27 protein-coding genes are annotated in these 23,127 nt (G+C 66.6%); 14 read left to right on the top strand and 13 right to left on the bottom strand.

All coding sequences use genetic code 11. The features are described from left to right. Positions 1-42 precede the first annotated feature (42 nt). The 5 genes from DVU99_RS05510 to DVU99_RS05490 all read right to left on the bottom strand — a co-directional run bounded on the left by DVU99_RS05510 (position 43) and on the right by DVU99_RS05490 (position 3,504). Complete coding sequence (locus DVU99_RS05510; RefSeq protein ID WP_114239206.1) at positions 43-1,488, bottom strand: replicative DNA helicase; 1,446 nt, start codon at positions 1,486-1,488, stop codon at positions 43-45. Between the two features lie 212 nt (positions 1,489-1,700). Further along, positions 1,701-2,150 (bottom strand): 50S ribosomal protein L9, encoded by a 450-nt coding sequence (rplI, locus tag DVU99_RS05505; RefSeq protein WP_114239205.1) that lies wholly within the window; start codon positions 2,148-2,150, stop codon positions 1,701-1,703. A gap of 179 nt (positions 2,151-2,329) precedes the next feature. Further along, complete coding sequence (rpsR, locus tag DVU99_RS05500) at positions 2,330-2,560, bottom strand: 30S ribosomal protein S18 (RefSeq protein ID WP_017462785.1); 231 nt, start codon at positions 2,558-2,560, stop codon at positions 2,330-2,332. 15 nt (positions 2,561-2,575) lie between these two features. Next, positions 2,576-2,977, bottom strand: a complete 402-nt coding sequence (rpsF, locus tag DVU99_RS05495; RefSeq protein ID WP_114239204.1) for a 30S ribosomal protein S6 — start codon at positions 2,975-2,977, stop codon at positions 2,576-2,578. A 200-nt stretch (positions 2,978-3,177) separates the two neighbouring features. Beyond that, positions 3,178-3,504, bottom strand: coding sequence for an iron-sulfur cluster assembly accessory protein (locus DVU99_RS05490; protein ID WP_114239203.1), 327 nt, complete (start codon positions 3,502-3,504; stop codon positions 3,178-3,180). Between the two features lie 134 nt (positions 3,505-3,638). Here DVU99_RS05490 and asnS point away from each other — a divergent pair, with 134 nt between their 5' ends. The 7 genes from asnS (at position 3,639) to DVU99_RS05455 (ending at position 9,782) form a co-directional block, all read left to right on the top strand. After that, the gene (gene asnS, locus DVU99_RS05485) at positions 3,639-5,039 is read left to right on the top strand and encodes an asparagine--tRNA ligase (RefSeq protein WP_114239202.1); all 1,401 of its coding nucleotides are present in this window, start codon (positions 3,639-3,641) and stop codon (positions 5,037-5,039) included. A gap of 14 nt (positions 5,040-5,053) precedes the next feature. Then, a complete protein-coding gene (locus tag DVU99_RS05480; RefSeq protein ID WP_114239201.1) occupies positions 5,054-5,917 on the top strand; it encodes a MalM family protein in 864 nt (287 codons plus the stop codon). Between the two features lie 34 nt (positions 5,918-5,951). After that, a complete protein-coding gene (locus DVU99_RS05475; RefSeq protein ID WP_114239200.1) occupies positions 5,952-6,266 on the top strand; it encodes a hypothetical protein in 315 nt (104 codons plus the stop codon). Between the two features lie 22 nt (positions 6,267-6,288). Continuing rightward, on the top strand, positions 6,289-7,077 hold the full coding sequence (locus DVU99_RS05470) for an SDR family oxidoreductase (RefSeq protein ID WP_114239199.1): 789 nt from the start codon (positions 6,289-6,291) through the stop codon (positions 7,075-7,077). 155 nt (positions 7,078-7,232) lie between these two features. Next, positions 7,233-8,684 (top strand): aldehyde dehydrogenase, encoded by a 1,452-nt coding sequence (locus DVU99_RS05465; RefSeq protein ID WP_114239198.1) that lies wholly within the window; start codon positions 7,233-7,235, stop codon positions 8,682-8,684. A 10-nt stretch (positions 8,685-8,694) separates the two neighbouring features. Beyond that, a complete protein-coding gene (gene can / locus DVU99_RS05460; RefSeq protein ID WP_114239197.1) occupies positions 8,695-9,363 on the top strand; it encodes a carbonate dehydratase in 669 nt (222 codons plus the stop codon). After that, entirely contained in the window at positions 9,360-9,782 is a 423-nt protein-coding gene (locus DVU99_RS05455; RefSeq protein WP_114239196.1) for a RidA family protein, read from the top strand. The genes can and DVU99_RS05455 overlap by 4 nt, the downstream gene beginning before the upstream one ends. Before the next feature lie 70 nt (positions 9,783-9,852). On the opposite strand, the gene DVU99_RS05450 is transcribed toward DVU99_RS05455, so the two are convergent. The 4 genes from DVU99_RS05450 to DVU99_RS05435 all read right to left on the bottom strand — a co-directional run bounded on the left by DVU99_RS05450 (position 9,853) and on the right by DVU99_RS05435 (position 13,817). Beyond that, positions 9,853-10,122 (bottom strand): hypothetical protein, encoded by a 270-nt coding sequence (locus DVU99_RS05450; RefSeq protein ID WP_114239195.1) that lies wholly within the window; start codon positions 10,120-10,122, stop codon positions 9,853-9,855. Positions 10,123-10,309: 187 nt separating this feature from the next. Then, the gene (hutG, locus tag DVU99_RS05445) at positions 10,310-11,095 is read right to left on the bottom strand and encodes an N-formylglutamate deformylase (protein WP_114239194.1); all 786 of its coding nucleotides are present in this window, start codon (positions 11,093-11,095) and stop codon (positions 10,310-10,312) included. A 56-nt stretch (positions 11,096-11,151) separates the two neighbouring features. After that, the gene (gorA, locus tag DVU99_RS05440; RefSeq protein WP_114239193.1) at positions 11,152-12,498 is read right to left on the bottom strand and encodes a glutathione-disulfide reductase; all 1,347 of its coding nucleotides are present in this window, start codon (positions 12,496-12,498) and stop codon (positions 11,152-11,154) included. 59 nt (positions 12,499-12,557) lie between these two features. Then, entirely contained in the window at positions 12,558-13,817 is a 1,260-nt protein-coding gene (locus tag DVU99_RS05435; protein ID WP_114239192.1) for an FAD-binding oxidoreductase, read from the bottom strand. Positions 13,818-13,869: 52 nt separating this feature from the next. Between DVU99_RS05435 and DVU99_RS05430 the strand changes: the two genes are divergently transcribed. The 4 genes from DVU99_RS05430 (at position 13,870) to DVU99_RS05415 (ending at position 16,872) form a co-directional block, all read left to right on the top strand. Continuing rightward, on the top strand, positions 13,870-15,201 hold the full coding sequence (locus tag DVU99_RS05430) for a hypothetical protein (protein ID WP_232823467.1): 1,332 nt from the start codon (positions 13,870-13,872) through the stop codon (positions 15,199-15,201). Positions 15,202-15,289: 88 nt separating this feature from the next. Then, positions 15,290-15,862, top strand: coding sequence for a C40 family peptidase (locus DVU99_RS05425; RefSeq protein WP_232823466.1), 573 nt, complete (start codon positions 15,290-15,292; stop codon positions 15,860-15,862). A 119-nt stretch (positions 15,863-15,981) separates the two neighbouring features. Then, on the top strand, positions 15,982-16,440 hold the full coding sequence (locus tag DVU99_RS05420) for a MarR family winged helix-turn-helix transcriptional regulator (RefSeq protein WP_114239191.1): 459 nt from the start codon (positions 15,982-15,984) through the stop codon (positions 16,438-16,440). A gap of 3 nt (positions 16,441-16,443) precedes the next feature. Further along, entirely contained in the window at positions 16,444-16,872 is a 429-nt protein-coding gene (locus tag DVU99_RS05415) for an organic hydroperoxide resistance protein (protein WP_114239190.1), read from the top strand. A gap of 175 nt (positions 16,873-17,047) precedes the next feature. On the opposite strand, the gene DVU99_RS05410 is transcribed toward DVU99_RS05415, so the two are convergent. Then, positions 17,048-17,533 (bottom strand): peptidylprolyl isomerase, encoded by a 486-nt coding sequence (locus tag DVU99_RS05410; RefSeq protein WP_114239189.1) that lies wholly within the window; start codon positions 17,531-17,533, stop codon positions 17,048-17,050. A gap of 49 nt (positions 17,534-17,582) precedes the next feature. Then, a complete protein-coding gene (locus DVU99_RS05405) occupies positions 17,583-18,827 on the bottom strand; it encodes an MFS transporter (RefSeq protein ID WP_114239188.1) in 1,245 nt (414 codons plus the stop codon). Positions 18,828-19,000: 173 nt separating this feature from the next. On the opposite strand from DVU99_RS05405, the gene DVU99_RS05400 reads away from it, so the two are divergent. From DVU99_RS05400 to DVU99_RS05390, 3 genes are all read left to right on the top strand, one after another. Continuing rightward, a complete protein-coding gene (locus DVU99_RS05400) occupies positions 19,001-19,657 on the top strand; it encodes a class I SAM-dependent methyltransferase (RefSeq protein ID WP_114239187.1) in 657 nt (218 codons plus the stop codon). Positions 19,658-19,780: 123 nt separating this feature from the next. Further along, on the top strand, positions 19,781-21,097 hold the full coding sequence (locus DVU99_RS05395; protein ID WP_114239186.1) for a DEAD/DEAH box helicase: 1,317 nt from the start codon (positions 19,781-19,783) through the stop codon (positions 21,095-21,097). A gap of 127 nt (positions 21,098-21,224) precedes the next feature. Further along, positions 21,225-21,707 carry a hypothetical protein gene (locus DVU99_RS05390; RefSeq protein WP_157971357.1) on the top strand — a complete coding sequence of 161 codons (483 nt, stop codon included), beginning with the start codon at positions 21,225-21,227 and terminating at the stop codon, positions 21,705-21,707. A 12-nt stretch (positions 21,708-21,719) separates the two neighbouring features. Here the strand turns inward: DVU99_RS05390 and DVU99_RS05385 are convergent, their stop codons facing one another. Both DVU99_RS05385 and fghA read right to left on the bottom strand, forming a co-directional pair. After that, the gene (locus DVU99_RS05385) at positions 21,720-22,271 is read right to left on the bottom strand and encodes a GNAT family N-acetyltransferase (RefSeq protein ID WP_114239184.1); all 552 of its coding nucleotides are present in this window, start codon (positions 22,269-22,271) and stop codon (positions 21,720-21,722) included. Then, positions 22,268-23,116, bottom strand: coding sequence for an S-formylglutathione hydrolase (gene fghA, locus DVU99_RS05380; protein ID WP_114239183.1), 849 nt, complete (start codon positions 23,114-23,116; stop codon positions 22,268-22,270). Before fghA ends, DVU99_RS05385 begins: the two co-directional genes overlap by 4 nt. Between the last annotated feature and the right edge of the window lie 11 nt (positions 23,117-23,127).

Here is a 23,127-nt window from a genome sequence, read left to right as displayed (position 1 = left end):
GCCGTTCGAGAAGCGGAACGGCGCCTAAAGGCGCGGGCGCGTTTACTCGAAGGCGCCGACGAAGGAGTCGGGCGCGTAGTTCTCGAACTTGGTGTAGTGGCCGAGGAAGGTGAGCTTCACCGTGTCGGTCGGACCGTTACGCTGCTTGCCGATGATGATCTCGGCCAGGCCCTTGTCCGGCGATTCCTTGTTGTAGTACTCGTCGCGGTAGATGAACATGATCACGTCCGCGTCCTGCTCGATAGCGCCCGATTCGCGAAGGTCGGACATCATCGGACGCTTGTCGGCGCGCTGTTCCAGCGAGCGGTTCAACTGCGACAGCGCGATCACCGGGCAGTTGAGTTCCTTGGCCAGGCCCTTCAACGAACGCGAGATCTCGGAGATCTCGGTGGCGCGGTTTTCCTTCATGCCCGGCACCTGCATCAGCTGCAGGTAGTCGATCACGATAAGGCCCAGGCCGCCGTGCTCGCGATGCAGGCGACGTGCGCGCGAACGCATTTCCACCGGCGACAGGCCCGGCGTATCGTCGATGAAGATCTTGGCCTCGGACAGCAGCGCGATGGCGTTGGTCACGCGCGGCCAGTCCTCCTCGGCCAGGTCACCGTTGCGCAGGTGCTGCGCATGGATGCGCCCCACCGAGGAAATCATACGGACGGCCAGCTGCGAGGCCGACATTTCCATCGAGAAGATCGCCACCGCTTTCTTGCCGCGCATCGCCACCGCCTCGGCCATGTTCACCGAGAACGCGGTCTTGCCCATCGAGGGTCGCGCCGCGACGATGATCAGGTCGGAAGGCTGCAGGCCCGAGGTGAGCTCATCCAGGTCGGAGAAGCCGGTGGAAACGCCGGTGAGCTGGCCCTTGTTCTCGAAACGCTCGGACAGGATGCGGAAGGCATCCTTCACCGCCTCGCGCATGGACACCGTGTCCTTCTTGCCGCGCGCGCCCGACTCGGCGATCTTGAACACCGCCTGCTCGGCGCGCTCCAGCACCTCCTGCACGCTCTTGCCTTCGGGCTGGTAGCCATCCTCGGTGATGCCGGTGCCGGCATCGATCAGCTGGCGCAGCACCGATTTCTCGCGGACGATTTCCGCGTAGGCGGCAATGTTCGCCGCGCTCGGCGTGGTGTTGGCCAGTTCGATCAGGTAGGCGGCTCCGCCCATCATCTCGGCCAGGCCATTGGCCTCGAACCAGTCACCCAGGGTCACCGCGTCGCAGGGCATGCCCTTGGCGGCCAGCTCGGTGATCGCACGCCAGATCAGGCGATGGTCTTTGCGGTAGAAGTCCTGCTCGCTCAGGCGGTCGGCCACCTTGTCCAGCGACTCGGGGGACAGCATCAGGCCACCCAGCACGGCCTGCTCCGCATCGATGGAGTGCGGCGGCATGCGCAGCGCGTCGATGTTGGGGGCGGGCTTGCGCTCGGAGCGTCCACCGCGCCCGCGGCGCTCGGAACGCTCGGGGCGGTCGGATTGATCGGGAACGAAGGACATCGCGGTTCCTCAGAGCGCGCCGGACACGCCCGGCGACACGACGTTGGGCACAGAGCATACGCGGCGCCATCTCAGGCGACGAGACAATAACCCTGTGGATAAGCTGTGGTTACTTGTGGATAAGACGGTGGACAGAAGCCCCCACCCCGCCACAAAAGCAGACGGGCGCCGCAGGGGCGCCCGTCCGGGACTTGCGAGCAACAGCGTTCGGCTTACTTTTCGCCGACCACGATCACCTTGACCTGGGTCTGCACGTCAGCGTGCAGCGCAACCACGACCTCGAACTCGCCGGTGTGGCGGATCGGGCCTTCGCCCTGGATCACTTCGTTCTTGTGCACTTCGTGGCCAGCAGCCTCGAGCGCCTCGGCGATTTCGCGCGGACCGACCGAGCCGTACAGCTTGCCTTCCGGGCTCGCATTGGCCGTGATGGTCACTTCCACGCCTTCCAGCTTGGCCTTGCGGCCTTCGGCGCCGGACAGCTGCGAGGCAGCCTTGGCTTCGTACTCGGCGCGGCGCTTCTCGAAGGCTTCGAGGTTGGCAGCGGTGACCGGCACGGCCTTGCCCTGCGGCAGCAGGTAGTTGCGGCCATAACCCGGCTTCACGTTGACCTTGTCGCCCAGGTTGCCGAGGTTGCGGACTTTTTCGAGAAGAATCAGTTCCATGGTGGTTCCTTTTCGTTAGCGTCGGTGTGGCCCGACGCAGCCGTGGACGGTTGTCCGAAGAGTGAGGGAATAGAGAATGGTGAATAGGGGATAGTGATAAAGCACAAAGCGCGGTGAGGTGACCTCAGGCTACTTTTACTATTCCCTACTCCCTATTCTCTATTCCCACCACGACGTCATTAGACGTCGTGGTTGTCGGTGTACGGCAGCAGGGCCAGGAAGCGGGCGCGCTTGATGGCGGTCGCCAGCTGACGCTGGTAGCGCGCCTTGGTGCCGGTGATGCGGCTCGGCACGATCTTGCCGTTCTCGGTCACGTACTGGCGCAGGGTGTTGAGATCCTTGTAATCGATCTCCTTGACCTTTTCAGCCGTGAAGCGGCAGAACTTGCGGCGGCGGAAGAACTTGGACATGGCTTAGGCTCCTGATCAGTCGTCGCTGTCGCGATCGTTGTCGTCACGCGCTTCGTCGTCGCGGCGACGCGAGGACTTGGCGTCGTCCTTTTCCTTGGACTTCAGGATGAAGGACTGCTCGGTGTCGGCCTCGTCGCGGCGGATCACCAGGTGACGCAGCACGGCGTCGTTGAAGCGGAAGCCCGACTCCAGCTCGTTCAGCGCGTTCTGGCTGACTTCGATGTTGAGCATGACGTAGTGAGCCTTGGCCAGGTTCACGATCGGGTAGGCCAGCTGGCGGCGGCCCCAGTCTTCCAGGCGGTGGATCTTGCCGCCGTCGGTCTCGATCAGCGCCTTGTAGCGCTCGATCATCGCCGGGACCTGCTCGCTCTGGTCAGGGTGGACCAGAAACACGACTTCGTAATGTCGCAGGGACATCGTGTGGTAACTCCTTGTGGATGCGGCCGTTATGGCCTCGCAGCCTCCCGCCCTATGCGGTGAGGCAAGGTTCCGCCCGGGCCGTTGGGGCGCGGACAGAAGCGGAAGTGTAAGGGAATTCATGGGCTTGGGGCAAGCGCGCGCCGACCAACCCACCCGCGGGGCCTCGCCCCCGGCCCAAGGCGCTACTCAGGGAGGCTTCAGCCGACCGTAAAGCTCTCGCCGCAACCGCATTCGCCGGTGGCGTTGGGGTTGTGGAACACGAAGCTGGCGTTCAGGCCCTGGCGCTGGAAGTCGATCACGGTGCCGTCCACCAGGGGCAGGCTCTTGCCGTCCACGATCAGGGGCACGCCGTCGACGGTGACCAACTGGTCGTCCTCGCCTACCACCTGGGCCAGGTCCACCACATAGCCGAAGCCGGAGCAGCCGGTGCGCTTCACGCCAAAGCGCACGCCCGCGGCGCCGGGGGTGCCGGCAAGGAAGGTGCGCATGCGTTCGCTGGCGGCGGGAGTGATGGTGATGGTCATGGGCGGTGCAACTACCTGGTGTTTCGGGGGTCGGAAATCGGACGTGAAGGGTCGCTACCTGAACGACACGTCGATTATGATGCCAGATTCGTCTTATGTGCCCGATATGCGGCACCCAGCAGGAGTTTCAATCCATGGCGGTGGTTAGCGTCAAGCAGGCTCTCTCCGGCAGCATCGAAGCCGGCAGCATCGTGACCGTGCGCGGCTGGGTCCGCACCCGGCGCGATTCCAAGGCGGGCCTTTCGTTCGTGAACGTGAGCGACGGCTCCTGCTTCGACCCCATCCAGGCCGTGGCCACCCATGAGCTGGCCAACTACGACAGCGAGGTGAAGCACCTCACCGCCGGCGCCGGCGTCATCGTGACCGGCACCCTGGTGGCTTCGCAGGGCAAGGGCCAGAGCTTCGAGATCCAGGCCACCGAAGTCACCGTGACCGGCTTCGTCGACGATCCGGAAACCTACCCGATCCAGCCCAAGCAGCACTCGATGGAGTTCCTGCGCGAAGTGGCCCACCTGCGTCCGCGCACCAACCTGTTCGGCGCGGTGACCCGCGTGCGCCACACCATGATGACGGCGATCCACCGCTGGCTCACTGAGCAGGGCTTCTTCTGGATCAACACGCCGATCATCACCACCTCCGACGCCGAAGGCGCCGGCGACATGTTCCGCCTGTCCACCCTGGACCTGGCCAACCTGCCGCGCACGCCTGACGGCAAGATCGACTTCCGCAAGGATTTCTTCGGCCGCGAAGCCTTCCTCACCGTGTCCGGCCAGCTCAACGTCGAGGCCTACTGCCTGGCGATGAGCAAGGTGTACACCTTCGGCCCGACCTTCCGCGCCGAGAACTCCAACACCGCGCGCCACCTGGCCGAGTTCTGGATGGTGGAGCCGGAAATCGCCTTCGCCGACCTCAACGACAATGCCGACTGCGCCGAGGGCTTCCTCAAGGCCATCTTCAAGGCCGTGCTGGAAGAACGCCCCGACGACATGGCGTTCTTCGCCGAACGCGTGCAGCCCGATGCGATCAGCCGTCTGGAAGCCTTTATCGCCAAACCGTTCGAGCGCATCGACTACACCGACGCCATCGAGATCCTGAAGAACTCCGGCCAGAAGTTCGAATTCCCGGTGGCCTGGGGCATCGACCTGCAGACCGAGCACGAGCGCTACCTGGCCGAGAAGCATGTCGGCCGCCCGGTGGTGGTGATGAACTACCCCGAGCAGATCAAGGCCTTCTACATGCGCCTGAACGACGACGGCAAGACCGTCGCCGCGATGGACGTGCTGGCACCGGGCATCGGTGAAATCATCGGCGGCGCGCAGCGCGAGGAGCGCCTGGACTACCTCGACCGCCGCATGGTCCAGTTCGGGCTCGATCCCGCCACCTATGGCTGGTACCGTGACCTGCGCCGTTACGGCACCGTGCCACATGCCGGCTTCGGCCTCGGCTTCGAGCGCCTGCTCGTGTACGTGTGCGGCCTGTCCAACATCCGCGATGCCATCCCCTATCCCCGTGCCGCCGGCACGGCGGAGTTCTGATCTACGGTTGATCCATGCGTTATCGCCTGAATATCGCCACCGTCGTTGTCTTCGCCACCGCCATGATCGCGGGCTGCCACAGCGCCAAGACGCTGTTGCCGCCCAATCTCCGGCCACCCGAGAACGCCAGCAACGGCCTCAACGAGGCCAAGTCCGCCCTGCAGCAGGCCACGCCCTGCTGCACCACGTTCGCCGATTTCTCCTACCAGAACCCCCTGCCCTGGCAGCCGAAGAAGTTCGTGCTGGGGCCGGGCTCGATGGTCGCCAACCTCAACGGCGAGCGCAGCTACTTCCTGAGCTTCGCCCTGCCGCGTGAGGCGCAGTATCCGTACCGCATCGCGCTGAAGTCCGAGCTCAACGGCCGCTGGCTGCGCGCCAGCTACCTGTTTGCGCCCACCGTGGTGGTGCTCGACGAGGCGTTCCAGCCGATCACCACCCAGGACATCAGCCTGTGCGAACACATGGGCTGGACCGACGAGAGCACCGGCGCGTTCGGCAGCGTCGAGGTCAAGGACCAGCGCGCGCGCTACCTGGTGCTGTACAGCTCGGCCAAGCAACAATCGGGCAACACCTACTGGGAGCAGTCGCCCGCCGCGTTCTCGGCCGAAGCACCGGCCAAGATGGCGGCCACCGGCACCTTCAAGGTGCCGCACGGTCCCGATGGCACCGTCTGGGTCGGACTGATGAACAAGACCTACAAGGACGCCGTGGACAACGCGATCTGCGCCAAGCCGGAACAGGGCAAGGGCGTGCTGAGCACGTTGCGTGATGCGATCCCGCTGCCAGGCGCTGGCGGTGACGACAAGGGCGACGCCAACAAGGCGGGCGCCACCCCAGGCACCAGCACGCCAGCCGCGGATAATGCCACCAAGGGCTGAGCCACCGCCGCAGCCATTATCCAGACGACTCCCGATGATCCAGATCTACCTCTCCCTGCTGCTGGCCGGCGTTGCCTGCTTCCTGTTGCACTTCGGCGCGCAGTACCGCGTGGCTTCGCTGCTTCGACGCAAGCATCCGCGCGAATGGCAGATCATCACCGACGCGGACGGCCGCCCCACCAATCTGCTGCGCACCTGGATGCGCCTGCAGCTGGCGCTGCGCTCCCCGGTGTTGCCTGCACTGGAAGACAGCGCCATCACGCGCTGGCGGCGCGCCTGGCGCTACAGTCTTTGGGCTGCCTGGCTGTGCTGGTTTGGCGCGCTCGGCATCCAGCTCAACGCACGCTAACCCTCAACCCGGGAGTCCTCGTATGCAGCTCGATCTGAGTGGTCGTCATGCCCTGGTCTGCGGCGCCTCGCAAGGCATCGGCCAGGCCACTGCGGTCGAACTCGCCGAGCTGGGCGCCAGTGTGAGCCTGCTGGCACGATCAGCCGACGCACTGAAGGCCGCCGCCGAAGCCTTGCCGCGGCGCCACGGCCAGCATCATCGCTGGTTCGCCGTCGACATGTCGCGCACCGAACTGCTGCGCGAGGCACTGGCCGACATCGTGGCCGATCATCCGCTGGAAATCCTCATCAACAACACCGGCGGCCCGCCGGGCGGCGCGGCGCACACGGCCGAGCCCGAGGCGTTCGAAGCGGCGTTCCGGCAGCACCTGCTGGCCGGCCAGACGCTGGTGCAGGCGCTGCTGCCCGGCATGCGCGCCAGCGGCTACGGCCGCATCGTCAACGTGATCTCCACCTCGGTGAAAGAGCCCATCGCTGGACTGGGCGTTTCCAACGCGGTGCGCGCCGCGGTGGCCTCCTGGGCCAAGACCCTTTCCGGCGAGCTCGCCTCCGATGGCATCACCGTCAACAATGTGCTGCCGGGCTATACCCGCACCGCGCGGCTGGATGGCCTGGTCACTGCCCAGGTCCGCAGCAGCGGGCGCAGCGAACAGGACATCGAACAGGGCATGCTTGCCACCGTGCCCGCGCGACGCTTCGGCGAGCCGGCGGAAGTGGCCTCCGTGATTGCCTTCCTGTGCACGCCCGCCGCAGCCTACGTCAACGGCGTGAGCATCGCCGTGGACGGCGGGCGCACGCGCTCGCTGAGCTGATACCGCCCCTCCTGCACGAGCGCACCTGTGCGCGAAAAGCCTGCGCAGCAGTGACGCCGTCGCGCACAGCGTGCGCTCCTGCAGAAATGCGTCTTCACCCCACGCATACGCCCGCGTCCGGTGCAATTGGACGCCACAGGCCTTAAGCTGCGCCGATGCCCATCCCGCGCCTCGCCAACCTGATCGACGGCCGCCTGCAGGCGCCGCGTGACGATCGCTGGCTGGACGTGTACGAGCCGGCCACCGGCCAGGTTTTCGCACACTGTCCCGACTCCACTGCCGCTGATGTCGCCGATGCCGTGGCTGCCGCCCGGCGCGCCGCGCCCGACTGGGCCGCTACGCCCGCCGAACAGCGCGCCGGCCTGCTGCACAAGCTGGCCAACCTGATCCACGCGCAACTGGACGAATTCGTGGCGCTGGAATCCCGTGACAGCGGCAAGCCGCTGAGCCAGGCGCGCAACCTCGACATTCCACGCGCCATCGCCAACCTTCGCTTCTTCGCCGCTGCCGTGGTGGCGTTTGGCAGCGAATCGCATGCGATGGAAAGCGGCGCCATCAATTACACGCTGCGCCAGCCGCTGGGCGTGGTGGGCTGCATCAGCCCGTGGAACCTGCCGCTGTACCTGTTCACATGGAAGATCGCGCCGGCGCTGGCCGCGGGCAACACCGTGGTGGCCAAGCCCTCGGAGATCACGCCCTGCACTGCTGCCCTGCTGGGTGACCTGAGCATCGAAGCCGGTTTCCCGCCGGGCGTGCTGAACATCGTGCATGGCCGTGGCCCCAGCGTGGGGCAGGCCATCGTGGAACACGCCGCGGTGAAGGCGGTGTCGTTTACCGGCAGCACGCGCACCGGCGCGCAGATCGCCGCCGTGGCCGCACCGCAATTCAAGAAGGTATCGCTGGAGCTGGGTGGCAAGAATCCGGCCGTGGTGTTCGCCGATGCCGACCTCAGCGAGGCGAACCTCGACATCATCGTGCGCTCCGGCTTCGCCAACCAGGGCGAGATCTGCCTGTGTGGTTCGCGCCTGCTGGTGCAGCGCTCCATCTACGACACGTTCCGCGAACGCTACCTGGCACGCGTGAAGGCGCTGCGGGTCGGCGACCCGCAGGACGACGGCAGCGACCTCGGCGCCCTGGTCTCGCGCGAACATTTCGACAAGGTGATGGGCTGCGTCGCCACCGCGCGCGAGGAAGGCGGACACGTCCTGTGCGGCGGCGAGGCCGTCACGGTGCCGGGTCGCTGCGCCGACGGTTGGTTCGTGGCGCCCACCGTGATCGAGGGCCTGGACAACGACACCCGCACCAACCAGCAGGAAATCTTCGGCCCCGTGGTCAGCCTGATCCCGTTCGACGACGAGGCCGACGCACTGGCCATCGCCAACGGCACCGGCTACGGCCTGGCCGCCTCGGTGTGGACACGCGACCTGTCGCGCGCACATCGCTTCGGCGCCCAGCTCGATTTCGGCATCGTGTGGACCAATTGCTGGCTGCTGCGCGACCTGCGCACGCCCTTTGGCGGCACGAAGCAATCCGGCCTCGGCCGTGAAGGCGGCGCCGAAGCGCTGCGCTTCTTCACCGAGCCCAAGAACATTTGCATACGCTACTGAGAACGCCGCCGTGAAAAGTCCCTTGCAGAACCTCCTCGACAGCAACCGCGTGTGGTCCACGACCATGGTCGAACAGGACCCGCGGTTCTTCGAACGCCTTGCCCAGCAGCAGGCGCCCAAGTACCTGTGGATCGGCTGCTCCGACTCGCGCGTGCCGGCCACGCAGATCGTCGACCTGCCGCCGGGCGAGATCTTCGTGCAGCGCAACGTCGCCAACGTGGTGTCGCACACCGACCTCAACTGCCTGAGCACCATCCAGTTCGCGGTCGACGTGCTCAAGGTCGAGCACATCCTGGTGGTCGGCCACTACGGCTGTGGCGGCGTGCAGGCCGTGCTGGACGAGCGCCGCATGGGCCTGGTCGACAACTGGCTGCGCCATGTGGGCGACGTGGCGCAGAAGCACTCGCAGCTGCTCTCCTCGATCGACCTGATGAACCTGCGCAATGCCCGCCTGTGCGAGCTCAACGCGATGGAACAGGTGGTCAACGTCTGCCACACCACCATGGTGATGGACGCCTGGGAACGCGGCCAGAATCTTTCCGTGCATGCGTGGTGCTACAGCCTGTTCGACGGCCACGTGAATGACCTGGGCATGCACGTGAGTTCGCGCGCGCAGCTCAAGCCCGCCTACGAGCACGCCCTGCAGCGGCTGGGCACGATTCCGGAATTCAACCGGTGAGCGAAGTCGTCCGCACCGACCAGGCGCCGGCGCCGGTGGGCGCCTACCCGCATGCGCGACGCGTGGGCGACCTGCTGTTCCTTTCCGGCGTGGGCCCGCGCACGCCGGGCAGCAACGCCATCCCCGGCAACGTGCACGACGCGCAAGGCAAGCTCGTCGGGTACGACATCGAGGCGCAAAGCCGGCAGGTGTTCGCCAACGTGCGCGCCGTGCTGGAAGCCAGCGGTGCGCGCTGGGAGGACCTGGTCGACGTCACCGTGTTCCTGACCGACATGTCCCGCGACTTCGCTGCCTACAACCGGCTGTACGCGGAGTATTTTGCAGGCGTGGACGCCTGCCGCACCACCGTGGGCATCACCGCGCTGCCCACGCCCATCGCCATCGAGCTCAAGTGCGTGGCCTCGCTGCGCCACGACTGAGCCACCCGGCCATGCAGGCGCGAAAAAGCCCCGGCGCTTGTGCGTCGGGGCTTTTTGCTTGCGGCGGACTTCAGTGGCTGGCTTCGGTCTGCGGCTGGGTCGACTTGGCGGTGCGCTTGGCCGAGTGACCGCCCTTCTGGTTGGGCTGACCGGGCTGCGGCGTGGTCTTGTTCTTCTTGTTGTGGTGGTGCGAGGAAGAAGAGGAAGACGAGCTGGCCGGCTGGGCAGCTGCCGCCGGCTTGGTCGCGGGCGCAGCCTGGGGGGCAGCGTCCTGGGCCAGCACGGAACCGGAGAGGGCGACACCCGCCAGGAGGAGGGAAGCGATCGCGAACTTACGCATGTTGATGAGCCTCGAACGTCGAATGCCGCGGACCCGGCCGGAACCCGGCGACACGGGTGGCGCGACGGCTAAAACATGGCATGTTTCTTTGTACATCGAAACCGTGCATTTGCCGCATGCGCGCGAGATTTCCGCTGCGCGCATCTTGACATTGCAAGTCCCTAACAAGCAGCGAAGCTTCTTGCGCTCATGCGAGGCATTCGCGCAGCAATCGGCCGATGGTCAGCTGCACCTCGGCGGCCTTCGCCTCGTCATACGCGAAGCTGTCTTCGTCCATGTAGTTGACCTGCGCCATCTCCAGCTGCACCGCTTCGACACCCTTCGGCGGGTTGCCGTAATGACGCGTGATATAGCCACCCTTGAAGCGCCCGTTCACCACGTGGCTGTAGCGCGACTGCGCCTGCAGCACACCCGACAGGCGCTGCTGCAAACCCGCCGAGCAACTGGCGCCATCGGCGGTGCCCACGTTGAGGTCGGGCAGCTGGCCCTCGAACAGCATGGGCACGCGACTGCGGATGGAGTGACCTTCCCACAGCACAACGCGGCCGTGTTCGGCGAGCAGTCGTTCAAGTTCTTGCGACAGGGCATCGTGGTACGGACGCCAATAGGCATTCACTCGCTGTTGAATTTCCTCGGACGAAGGCTCCTGCCCCTCGAGATAAAGCGGCTCGCCATCGAAGCCAATGGTGGAAACCAGGCCGGTTTCGCGGCGTCCGGGGTACAAAGCCTGACCGTCAGCAGGACGATTGAGGTCCACCACGTAACGCGAGGCCAGCGGATGCAGCAGGCTCGCGCCCAGCGCTTCGGCCAGCGGGCTATACAGGCGGGCCATGTGCCAGTCGGTATCGACCGAGCGCTGCCCATGCGGATGCATGCGTGCCGCAATGGCCTCGGGAACATGGCTGCCGTCGTGCGGCAGGCTGATCAGCAGCGGCGCAGTGCCGCGACGAAGCGTGTAGATCGGATGGCTCATGGTTCGAGTTTAACGGGCTCGGGGCAAGTCCGCCGTACCCAGGCCTACCTCTCCCGTCAGCCGATCAGCACGAGTTCTTCGGCCGAACTGGGGTGAATCGCCACGGTCGCCTCCAGGTCGCGCTTGCGCAGTCCCATCTTCATGGCCACGGCAAAGCCCTGCAGCATCTCCTCGGCGCCGGGCCCGAGCACATGGATGCCGACCACGCGCTCGTCGTCGCCCACACAGAGGACCTTCATCTGGGTCTGCTCCTGCCACCCCGCCACCGCCCATTGCAGGGGCCGGAAGCGTGTGTGATAGACCCTGAGCTGCTCGCCATGCGTTGCGCGCGCCTGCTGTTCGGTAAGGCCGACCATGGCCAGCGGCGGTTCGGCGAACACCACGCTCGGAATGAGTTCGTACTCGAGCCGGCTGTCCGGTTGGCCACCGAACAGCCGATCAGCCAGGCGCCGTCCGGCCGCCACCGCAACCGGTGTCAGTTCAGCACGCCCGGTGACATCACCGACCGCGTAGATCCCCGGCGCGCTGGTGTTCTGCCAGCCATCGGTAAGCACGTGCCCTTGCGTATCCACACGTACGCCCGCGGCATCCAGATCCAGACGATCGCTGTTGGGCACGCGGCCGACTGCCCACAGCACCGCATCGCAGGCTTCCGCCGGGCCATGCACGCCATCGTCGAAGACCAGGCCGCCGGCCTCACGGCGCAAGCCCTCGGCGCGTATGCCATGGGTGACGGTGATGCCTTGCAGGCGCATGTGCTCTTCCAGGGCATCCACCAGTTCCTCGTCGAAACCGGGCAGCAGGCGGCTGCGCACCAGGAGGCTCACCTCGCTGCCCAGCGAGCGCAGCAGGCCGGCGAATTCCACCGCCACATAGCCGCCACCCACGACCGCGATGCGGGAAGGAAGACTGCGCAGCGCAAAGATGTCATCCGAGACCATGCCCAGCTCGAATCCCGGCAGGTCGAGCCGGCGCGGACGGCTGCCGGTGGCAATCACAATCTGGGTGGCGCCCAGTTCATCGCCGCTGGAGGTCGCCACGGTATGGGGCGAAACGAATCGGCCGGACTCGGCGAACACCTGGATGCCGGACTCGGCCAATCGCGCGGCATAGCGCTCGCGAATGCCCTCGATGTAGGACTGGCGCAGCAGGCGGAAGTGCTCCCAGTCGAGTCGACCAGGCGAACTGGCGAAACCGTAGTCCAGCGCCAGCCGCTGGCCCTGCGCCAGCTGTGCGGCATACCACAATGCCTTCTTCGGCACGCAGCCAGCGTTGACGCAGGTACCCCCCAGTGCCGCGGGCTCGAGCAACGCCACGCGCGCGCCGTAGCGCGCCGCGCGGAGTGCTGCGGCCAGGCCGCCGGAGCCGCCACCAAGCACGATCAGGTCGAAGCTGTCAGCCATGCGGTTCTCCCGGTTCCACCGTGCACCCTAGGCGAGCACACGAGCAGGCGACGTCAATATCACAGCCGGAAGCGTGCCGGCGCGTACGGCCTGGGGTCGATCGCTGGCACATGGCCGCGCGCCAGCGCGGCCACCAGCTCGCCGGTGGCCGCCGACATGCTGACGCCAAGCATGCCGTGCGCGGTGGCCAGCAGCAGGTTGGACCAGCGCGTGCTCGGACCGATGATTGGCACCTCGTCCATGCTCATGGGGCGCCAGCCCCACCACTCCTCTAGCAATTCCGGGCCCTCGGGCACATGCAGGCCCTGCGCCGCGCCGCGCCGCAAGGCGTCGAGGCGCGTGCGATTGAGGCCTTCGGCATAACCGGAGAACTCCATGGTGCTGCCCAGGCGAAAGCCACTCTCCCAGGTGGTGACGCATACCGCCGCCTCGCGCAGCACCAGCGCGTGACGCGGCGCCAGCGCAGGACGGGTATACGTCAACGAGTAGCCCTTGCCCGGCTGCATTGGCAGGCGCAGCCCAAGCTGCCTGCCCAGCAGCGGTGACCAGGCACCGAGTGCCATCACGACCTGCTCACCGCGGAACACGCCACGCGTGGTGCGCACGTGATCGATCCGTCCACCCTCGGTGCCCAGGTGATCGATGCGCGCACCGGCCTCGATGGCCCCACCCAACGCGGTGACTCGATGCGCCAGCTCCGCCGCATAGCGATCCGGACGCAGGCGCGCATCGCCGGGATGGAACAGCCCGCCCGCCACGCCAGGCTTCAGTGCCGGCTCGCGCGCCTGCACTTCCTCGCCGCGCAGGCGCTGCACTTCCACGCCCAGGCGATCCAGCAGCCGCGCATGATGGCGTTCGTCGTTGTCCAACGCCCTGGCCGTCCGATAGACGTAGAGCTCGCCTTCCTCGCCGAATTCACAGTCGATGCGCTCTTCGCGGACCAGCCGCGCCAGCAGCTGGCGTGAATGCTGGAGGATGGTCGAACGCGCCTGTGCCGCCTGCTCGAAGTCGCGCCAATTGCAGTGCCCGGCAAAGCCGAGCAGCCAGCGCAGGCGCGCGCCGTCGAAACGGGGGTTGAGGTAAAGCGGCGCGTCGGCCCGCAACATCGAGCGCAGGGCAACCCCCACCATACCCGGCATGGCCAGGGGCGCGGCGTGGCTGGGGGTGATCGTTCCACAATTGCCGTGCGAACTGCCGCAACCCGGGGTACCCTGCTCCAAAACGCGCACGGTAGCTCCGGACTTCAGCAGGTAATACGCACAGGCCAGGCCGATGACGCCGCCGCCCAGAATCAACACATCACTGCGTGAAGCATCCATAAAGCTATTGTAGCGTCGCAACGGCCCGACCCTAACCCCGGGAGCTCGAGCGATGGACACGACCGTGGTGAAGTCCCAGAGGATGGCAGTCACGCGGTGGATTTCGCTGGCCTGCAGCGTTGCCCTGATGGCCACGCTGGCGCCTGTTTCGCATGCCGGCCAGCAACAGGCGCAGCAACCGGCCACCGCATCGTCCGGAACCCAGGTATCCCGCGACCTGTATACGGAAACCGCGCACATCAAGAACGACCTGGCGCGCTATCTCTACCTCAAGGAAGTGATGCCGCAGCTGAGCCAAGACGATCGCCTGATCGACCAGCAGTTGCTGTCGTCGACCGAAGACGAGCTGGGCTTGTACGACGAGGCGATCCTGCATTTCCCGTTCGACAACCGGGTACAGACGCCGGTGCCGCTGCCCTCGCCCAACGATTGGCAGGCCAGCGACGCCGCGAACGAGATCGCCAAACTCGCCACCAATCGGCGCATCGTGATGATCAACGAAGCGCACCACGACGCGCACACCCGCGAACTGACCCTGGCCCTGCTGCCCAAGCTGCGTGCCGAGGGCTTCAACTACTTCGCCGCCGAGGCGTTGAGCAACAGCGACACCGGGCTGATGCAGCGCGGCTACCCGATCGCCACGTCCGGCAGCGAATACCTGCATGAACCGCTCTACGGCGACATCATCCGCGAGGCGATCCGGCTGGGCTTCCACGTGGTCGCCTATGAATCGGATGCGGACGTGCTGGCCGACCGCGAGGCGGGCCAGGCGCGCCTGCTCTACCAGCAGGTCTTTGCCAAGGACCCGCACGCAAGGCTGTTCGTGCATGCGGGCTATGCCCACATCGACAAGGCGCCAGGCAACCTGGGCGGCACCATCCAGCCCATGGCCATGCAGCTCAAGCAGCTCAGCGGCTTTGACCCGCTATCGATCGACCAGACCCGCTGGCGGGACATTGGCCCGATGCCCCGCACCGATCTGTACCAGCAGCTCTATGCGCAGTTCCCAGTGGAGGGGCCTTCCGTGTTGATCAGCCGGCAGAGCGGCAGCGTATGGGCTTCCGATCCGACCCGTCACGACGTCGACGTGATCCTCCCCCCATCCGGCCATCAGCGCCGCCCGCACTGGCTCGCCCTGGCCGGTACACGGCAGCCCCGCGTGGTTTCCTCGGAAATCTGCCAGCGCCAGCTGCCTTGCGTGGTCGAAGCCCGCTACGCCAACGAGGGCCCTGACGCCATTCCCGCCGACCGCTATGTCTTCTCCGCGGACAACACCATGAACACCCTGTACCTGCGACCCGGCACGTACCGGCTGGTGGCCTGGGACCGCAATGGCCACACCGTCAGCGAGCGCAATCTCACGGTGGAACCACCCGGCTCATGACCGGCGAGAACAGTTCGAGCCCGACTGAGAACTATCCGGCAAGCCATTGATTTGCTAACCTCGGCACCAATCCATGCTGAGGGGATGCATGATGTGCCCGGACGTCGACGCTCCGTCTTTATCGCCCGCGCCGTGGCGAACGGCGCGGCCATGGCTTCTGGGCACGGCCATCCTGCTGCTGGCGGCCTGTTCCAGCAGCCCGCGCCGGCCCGAGCCCACCTACAAGGATTCCCGCTCCGGCCTGGCCAACCTGCCCGCCCGCGCGCCGGCCGGCAACGCCGGCACGGCCAATGACGTGCTGTTCCGCGCCATCGCCCTGGTCGGCACGCCCTACCGCTGGGGCGGCAACACACCGGACGGCGGCTTCGACTGCAGCGGCCTGGTCGACTACATCTACCGCAACGCGGCTGGCCTGATGCTGCCGCACAGCTCACGCGAAATGGCCCAGCTCAACGGGCAGCAGGTCCGCCAGATGACCGACCTGGTCAGTGGCGACCTGGTGTTCTTCGGCGGCACCGGCGGCATCAGCCACGTGGGCGTCTACGTGGGCAAGGGTCGCTTCGTGCACGCCCCCAACAGCGGCGGCACCGTCCGCCTGGACGACATCGACGGGCCGTACTGGCGCGATCACTTCGCCTTCGGCAAGCGCCTGCTCGACTGACCGGCCAGGGCCGGCCTTCCCTTCACATCGGCTGCGACCGGGCACCTTAGGCTCGGCCTATCGTTGCCATCGAAAAATTGAATTGTACACAATTTAATTTTGCACTTAGCATTTGCCCCATGAAACGCGAAGCCACTCCCCAGCAGCTCCTGCTCGACCAGCAACTGTGCTTTGCACTGTATGCGGCGTCGCGCTCGGTTACCGGCCTGTACCGGCCGCTGCTGGAGCCGCTGGGCCTGACCTATCCGCAGTACCTGGTGATGCTGGTGCTGTGGGAACAGGACGGACTGACCGTGCGCGAACTGGGCCAACGGCTGCAACTGGACTCGGGCACCCTCACGCCCCTGCTCAAGCGACTGCAGTCCGCCGGGCTGGTCAGCCGCCAACGCCGCCAGCAGGACGAGCGCGAAGTGGATATCCGTCTCACCGATGCCGGTCTGGCCCTGCGTGAAAAGGCCAGCGGCATTCCCGAATGTCTCGCCCAGTGCATGCAACTGTCGATCGACCAGATGCAGACGCTGCGCGATGAACTGAAGCGACTCACCCGACAGATCCAACTCTCCCCCAGCGAGGACTAAGTCATGAACATCAGCAAGATTCTCTACACCGCCACCGCCACCGTGCACGGCGGCCGCGAAGGCCATGCCAAGAGCGACGACGGCGTGCTCGACCTGCAGTTGGTGGTGCCCAAGGGCCTGGGCGGCCCGGGTGGCGCCGGCAGCAATCCGGAGCAGCTGTTCGCCGCCGGCTACGCGGCCTGTTTCGAAGGCGCGGTGCGTTTTGTGGCCCGCCAGAAGGGCGTGACGCTGAAGGACGCCTCGGTGACCGCGCATGTCGGCATCGGCCCGCGCGAACCCACCGGTTTCGGCATCGCGGTGAAGCTCGACGTGAGCCTGCCGGGGATCGACCGCGCCGTGGCGCAGGAGCTGGTGGACACCGCCCACCGCGACATCTGCCCGTACTCGCACGCGACGCGCGGCAACGTGGACGTGCAGATCACCCTGGTGTGATCGGTCTGCGACAAGCGAAAACAACAACGGCGCCCTGAGGCGCCGTTGTTGTTTCAAGTGGTGTATCGCGCCCTGCAGGAGCGCACCCAGTGCGCGACCGCAGAGCTATGCCGTTACCGCTCCCTGGGCTTGTCGCGCGCAGGATGCGCTCCTGCCGGCGAGAGCTATCGGGAGCTCAGTGCGCCTCGGCGCCCGGCGGGTGGGCGTGGCCGTGGGCGACCTCTTCCTCGGTCCCTTCGCGCACTTCATTGAGGGTGACGTCGAAGTTCAGCGTCTTGCCGGCCATCGGGTGGTTGAGGTCCACGTCGACCGTGGTCATGCCGACCTTCTGCACCACCACCACGCGGTGGCCGCCTTCCTTCAGCGCCAGCACGGTGGTCATGCCCGGCTTGAGCTTGCCCGCCTGCTGGAAGTACTTCTTCGGCACGCGCTGGGTCAGGCCTTCCTGGCGCTCGCCATAGCCTTCGGCCGGCGCCACTTCGACCTGCAGGCTCTCGCCGGCCTCGTGGTCTTCCAGCGCCTTTTCCAGGCCCGGAATCAGCTGGCCGTGGCCCAGCAGCACCCACAGCGGTTCGTTGCGATCGAGGGAGCTCTCGATCTTCTCCCCGTCCACCGTCAGCGTGTAGTGGAGCGAGATGACCTTGTCCTTGCCAGCCTTCATTGCGTGTCTCGTGATGGATCCAAACCGGGGATTCTAGCAGCCCGGGCGCTCAGCCGCCCGTACCACCGCGGGGCTGGCCGAAGCGCACGCCACGGGCCTCGGGGCCCAGCCAGGCCAGCACGGCCAGCAGCACCGCTACGCCGGCGATCCAGGCCGACATGGCGAAGGCCAGGTTGCCGCCGTACACCCCGGCGATCCACAGCTGGGTATTGGCCGTCACCGAGGCCAGCAGGTTGCCGGTCTGGTAGGCGAAGCCGGGCAAGGTGCCGCGCATGCCTTCCGGCGCCAGCTCGTTGAGATGGGTAGGCACCACGCCCCAGGCGCCCTGCACCATCACCTGGATCAGGAAGGCGCCCAGCGCCAGGGCCCACAGCGAGCCGCCGTACATCCATAGCGGAATGACCGGGATCGCCAGCAGCGCCGCCAGGATGATGGCGCGGCGGCGGCCGATGCGCTCGGACAGGGCACCGAAGAACACGCCACCCACCAGCGCACCCAGGTTGAGCATCGCCACCAGCATGAAGGCCACGCCCGAACCGGTGGGCAGGTGCAGGCTCTCTTCCTCGAAGGTGTGGTACAGGTCCTGCGAGCCATGGCTGAACATGTTGAACGCCATCATCAACAGCATCAGGTAGATGGCCAGCTTCCAATGGCCGCGCATCGAGGCGAGCAGGCCCTGCTTGCCCTGGGTGGCGCGCTCCTGCTGCCACACTTCGGACTCCGGCACCGTGCGGCGGATGTACAGCACCAGCATCGCCGGCAGCGCACCGACGATGAACAGTCCGCGCCAGCCGATGTGGTCCACCAGCAGCCAGTTGACCAGCGCGCCAAGGAAGAAGCCGCAGGGATAACCGCTCTGCAGCAGGCCCGAAACCACGCCGCGCGCCTTCGGCGGAATCGACTCCATCGCCAGCGAGGCGCCGATGCCCCACTCGCCGCCCATGGCCACGCCGAACAGGAAGCGCAGCACCAGCAGCATGGTGAGCGAGGTGGAGAACGCGGTGGCCAGCTCGAACAGCGAGAACAGGATCACGTCGAGCATCAGCACCGGACGCCGTCCGTAACGGTCGGCCAGACGGCCAAACAGCAGGGCGCCGAGCGGGCGTGCCGCCAGGGTCAGCAGCAGGCCGTAGGCCACCTGCGATTTGTCGGCGTGGAACTCCTGCGCCACCGCCACGATGACGAAGGTGAGCAGGAAGTAATCGAAGGCGTCCAGCGTCCAGCCCAGGAAACTGGCCAGCACGGTATGACGCTGGGTGGTGGTGAGTTCCCGCAGGGACGCGAACGGCGACATGTGCAACTCCATCGTGAAGCCCGTGTCCGCCCGCGCGGCACGCAGGGCGCCAAGCGAACCATCAAGGGCGACGCAACGCAAGGGCAAGCCGCGCTCGCGCTGGCTTCTCGCGCACACCCGGCGCAGACTTTCCTTCACGCCACCCAGTCAAGGAGCCGGCTGAGATGTCCCCCATGGATGCCACCGCCCTCTATCGCATCGCCGATTCGTACGATCACTGGTTCCAGCGCCACTACGTCAAGGGCAAGCTGTCGGCCGATCCCGCCTACGCCGCTGTCGCCGAACTGATCGCCGGGCGACCACTGCCCCTGCTGGACATCGGCTGCGGCATCGGCCTGCTGGGTCGTTACCTGCAGGCACAGGGATTGCTGACCGGCTACCTCGGGCTGGACCACGATCCACGCAAGATCGAATCCGGCCAGCGAGCGATGCGCCAGGCCGGGCTGGACAGGACGCTGCAGTTGCGCCTTGCCGATGGCGCCAGCGAACAGGCGCTGCGTGGTCATGTCGCCATCCTGGACGTGCTGCACTACCTGCCGGAAGCAGGCCAGCGCGCCCTGCTGGCGAATGCAGCCAGGCATCTTGCGCCGGGCGGACTGCTGATCATCCGTAACGTGCTGCGCGAACGCAGCTGGCGCTATTACTTCACGCGCTTCTCGGAATTCTTCCTGAGTGCCAGCGGCTGGATGCGGGTGGGGGCGCAGCACTACCCCAGCGCGGACGAGCTGCGTACGCGGCTCGAATCGGCGGGGCTGCGCGTCAGCATGCGGCCGTTGCACGGACGCACGCCGTTCGACTGCTACCTGCTGGTGGCCGAAAAAACCGCCTGAGAACCCCGCCCAGCCAGTCATTCAGCGTTTGCTGCTATAATGCGTAAACGACTTGATGTCGTCCTCCCCTATTAGTTATTGCAACGCGGTTCCTAGAACGCTCCGGGTTGCTCTGGAGCTTCCATGTCTTTCGAATCGCTGGGCCTTGCGCCTGCGTTGTTGCGTGCGCTTGCCGAACAAGGCTACGCCGAACCCACCCCTATCCAGGCCGCCGCCATTCCTGTGGTGCTGGAAGGCGTCGACCTGCTGGCCGCCGCGCAGACCGGCACCGGCAAGACCGCCGCGTTCTCGCTGCCGCTGCTGCAGCACCTGATGCAGGGCCCGCCGGCCGGCACCCGCCGCCCGCGCGCGCTGGTGCTCACCCCCACCCGCGAGCTCGCCGCCCAGGTGCACGACAACCTGCGTGACTACGGCAAGCACCTGCGCATCAGCAGCGCCACCATCTTCGGCGGCGTCAGCATGGGCCCGCAGGTGCAGACGCTGCGTCGCGGCGTCGACATCGTGATCGCCACGCCGGGCCGCCTGATCGACCACATGCAGCAGCGCTCGCTGGACCTGTCCGGTGTCGAGGTGCTGGTGCTGGACGAAGCCGACCGCATGCTCGACATGGGCTTCCTGCCGGCGCTCAAGCGCATCCTGGCCGCGCTGCCGCGCCAGCGCCAGACGCTGCTGTTCTCCGCCACCTTCGCGCCGCCGATCAAGGCGCTGGCCATGCAGTTCATGCACGAGCCGCGCGAAGTGTCGGTGACGCCGCCCAACACCGTGGCCACCACGGTGACCCACCACGTCCATCCGGTCGACGCGGCGGTCAAGCGCGATCTGCTGCTGCATGTGCTGTCGCAGGACAGCCGCCGCCAGACGCTGGTGTTCAGCCGCACCAAGCACGGCGCCGACAAGCTGGTGCGCTACCTGGAAGCGGCAGGCATGCGCGCTGCCGCCATCCACGGCAACAAGAGCCAGAACGCCCGCACGCGTGCGCTGAGCGACTTCAAGAGCGGTCGCATCACCGTGCTGGTCGCCACCGACATCGCGGCGCGCGGCATCGACATCGACCAGCTGCCGATCGTGATCAACTTCGACCTGCCGATGGTCGCCGAAGACTACGTGCATCGCATCGGCCGCACCGGTCGCGCCGGCGCCGACGGCATGGCCGTGTCGCTGGTGAGCCATGAGGAATCGGGCCTGCTGCGTGATATCCGCAAGCTGCTCAAGCAGGACATCGCGATCAGCAACGTTCCCGGCTTCGAGCCCTCGCAGCCGCTGCGCCTGGACGCCGGCGCACCGCGCCCGGTGCAGGGCCAGCGCCAGCCGCGCCAGGGTCGTCCGCAGGGTTCGCATCGACCGCACAACCAGGGCCATGGCCACACCGGTGGCGATCGTCCTGCCGAGGGCAACCGCAAGCGCCAGCGCCGTCGCCGTCCCGCGGCCAGCAAGGCCTGATGCACCCGGCCCGCGCCTGGCGGGCCATCGTCATGACGGGGAGAGCGGAGTGCCTCCCCGTTGACGAGCCACTCACCCATGGCGGGCAACATTAGGCCGAGCTTTGCTGCGCCGAGGGAGAGACGCCATGAACCGCCCCCAGTCCGCGCCGTTGATGACCAGCCTGGCGTTGTTGGCGATTGCCGCCATCGTCGCCAGCATCGGGATCCCGGCATGGCGCAGTCATCGCATCATCAGCCATATGGAGCAGGCCCTGCAGGCCGGCGAGGCAGCCAAACTGGTGGTGATGGAGGCTGCCACCACGCGAGGCGGCCTGAACCGGATCCGGCCCGAAGACCTCGCATTCAACGCGCAGTCGTCCCTCAACATCTATGCGGCACGGGTCGACATTTCCGAGAGCGGCCGCATCACCATCGCCACCCGCGACACGGGCGCCTCGCCCGATCCGGTGTTCCTGCTTACGCCGCTGGACAGCGGTGGCGGCGCCAACCTGGTGTGGAGTTGCGACCTGCTCTCGGGTGACCGCCAGTGGCTGCCGCCCAGTTGTACGCGACCGGTCCTGCCGGCAGCGGCCACCGCACCCGCGCCTGCCAGCAGCAGCCCCCACTGAGCGGAAGACGCGCTACGACTCGCGGATGCGCGAGGTGAGCACGTGGTCTTCCCATACGCCGCCAATCTGCAGATAGCGCCTGGCGTAGCCCTCGCGCTCGAAGCCCAGGCGGGCCAGCAGCCGGCCACTTCGCTCGTTGCGCGGCATGTAGTTGGCCATCACGCGATGCAGGTCCAGTCGCTGGAAGGCCCACGGCAATGCCGCCTCGAGCACTTCCTGCATCAGACCCTGCCCTTGCCGCCTGGCCGCCACGCTGTACCCCAGGTGGCAGGCCTGGAAGGCGCCACGCACCACGTTGGCGAAGGTGAAACTGGCAAGGATCTCCTCGCCGGCGAGGTCGAGCGCGAACATCGGATACGAACGATCCTGGCGCACCACGTCGCGCGCATCGGCCAGCGTCTGCGCGCAGTGCTCCAATTCGTAATACGCCTCCTCACGCCAGGGCTCCCACGGCACGAGGTGCTCGCGATTCTGCACCCGGTAACGGCGCAGCCGCCCCGCATCGGAGGGTTCGGCCAGCCGGATCAGCGCACGACGGGTGATGAGCGGCTGCAGCAGGTTCACAGGCAGCCCAGCGCCCGTGCGTGGTGCCGCAGATGGTCGTCGATGAAGCTGGTGATGAAATAATAGCTGTGGTCGTAGCCGGCATGGCGGCGCAGCAGCAGCGACTGCCCACCCTCGGCGCAGGCCTGGTCGAACAGCTCCGGCTTCAGCTGCGTGGCAAGGAACCCGTCGGCCTCGCCCTTGTCGATCAGGATGGTGCCGTCGAAGGTCTGGCGGCGCACCAGTTCGCAGGCGTCGTAGTCGGCCCACGCATGGGTGTCCTCGCCAAGATAGCGCGGCAACGCCTTCTGGCCCCAGGGTACCTGGCTGGGCGCCACGATCGGCGCAAACGCCGACACTGAGCGGTATTGGCCCGGATGACGCAAGGCGATGGTCAGTGCGCCGTGACCACCCATCGAATGGCCGGTGATGCCGCTGCGCTCCGGATCGACCGGGAATTGCCGTGCCAGCAGCGACGGCAGCTCCTGCGTGACGTAGCTGTGCATGCGAAAGCGCGAGGACCACGGCGCCTGCGTGGCGTCCACGTAGAAACCAGCGCCCTCGCCGAATTCCCAGTCGCCGGTTGCGCCATCGATGCCGGTATGGCGCGGACTGGTATCCGGCATCACCAGGATCAGGCCCAACTCGGCCGCCAGGCGCTGCGCGCCAGCCTTGATGGTGGCGGTCTCCTCGGTACAGGTGAGTCCGGCCAGGAAATACAGCACCGGGCACACCTGCTGTTGCGCCTGCGGCGGCTGGTACAGCGCAAAGCGCATCGGCCCGCCGCAAGCCTCGGACTCATGTCGGTAGAAACCCTGCACGCCGCCGTGGCAACGCTGTTCCGAGATCGTTTCGATCCCTGTCATGGTCATGCTCC

Origin of the sequence: Dyella sp. C9 (assembly GCF_003332825.1) — a bacterium.
GTDB lineage: Bacteria > Pseudomonadota > Gammaproteobacteria > Xanthomonadales > Rhodanobacteraceae > Dyella.
Note: the sequence above shows the minus strand (reverse complement) of the source record. Positions and strands in the feature narration are given on the sequence as shown.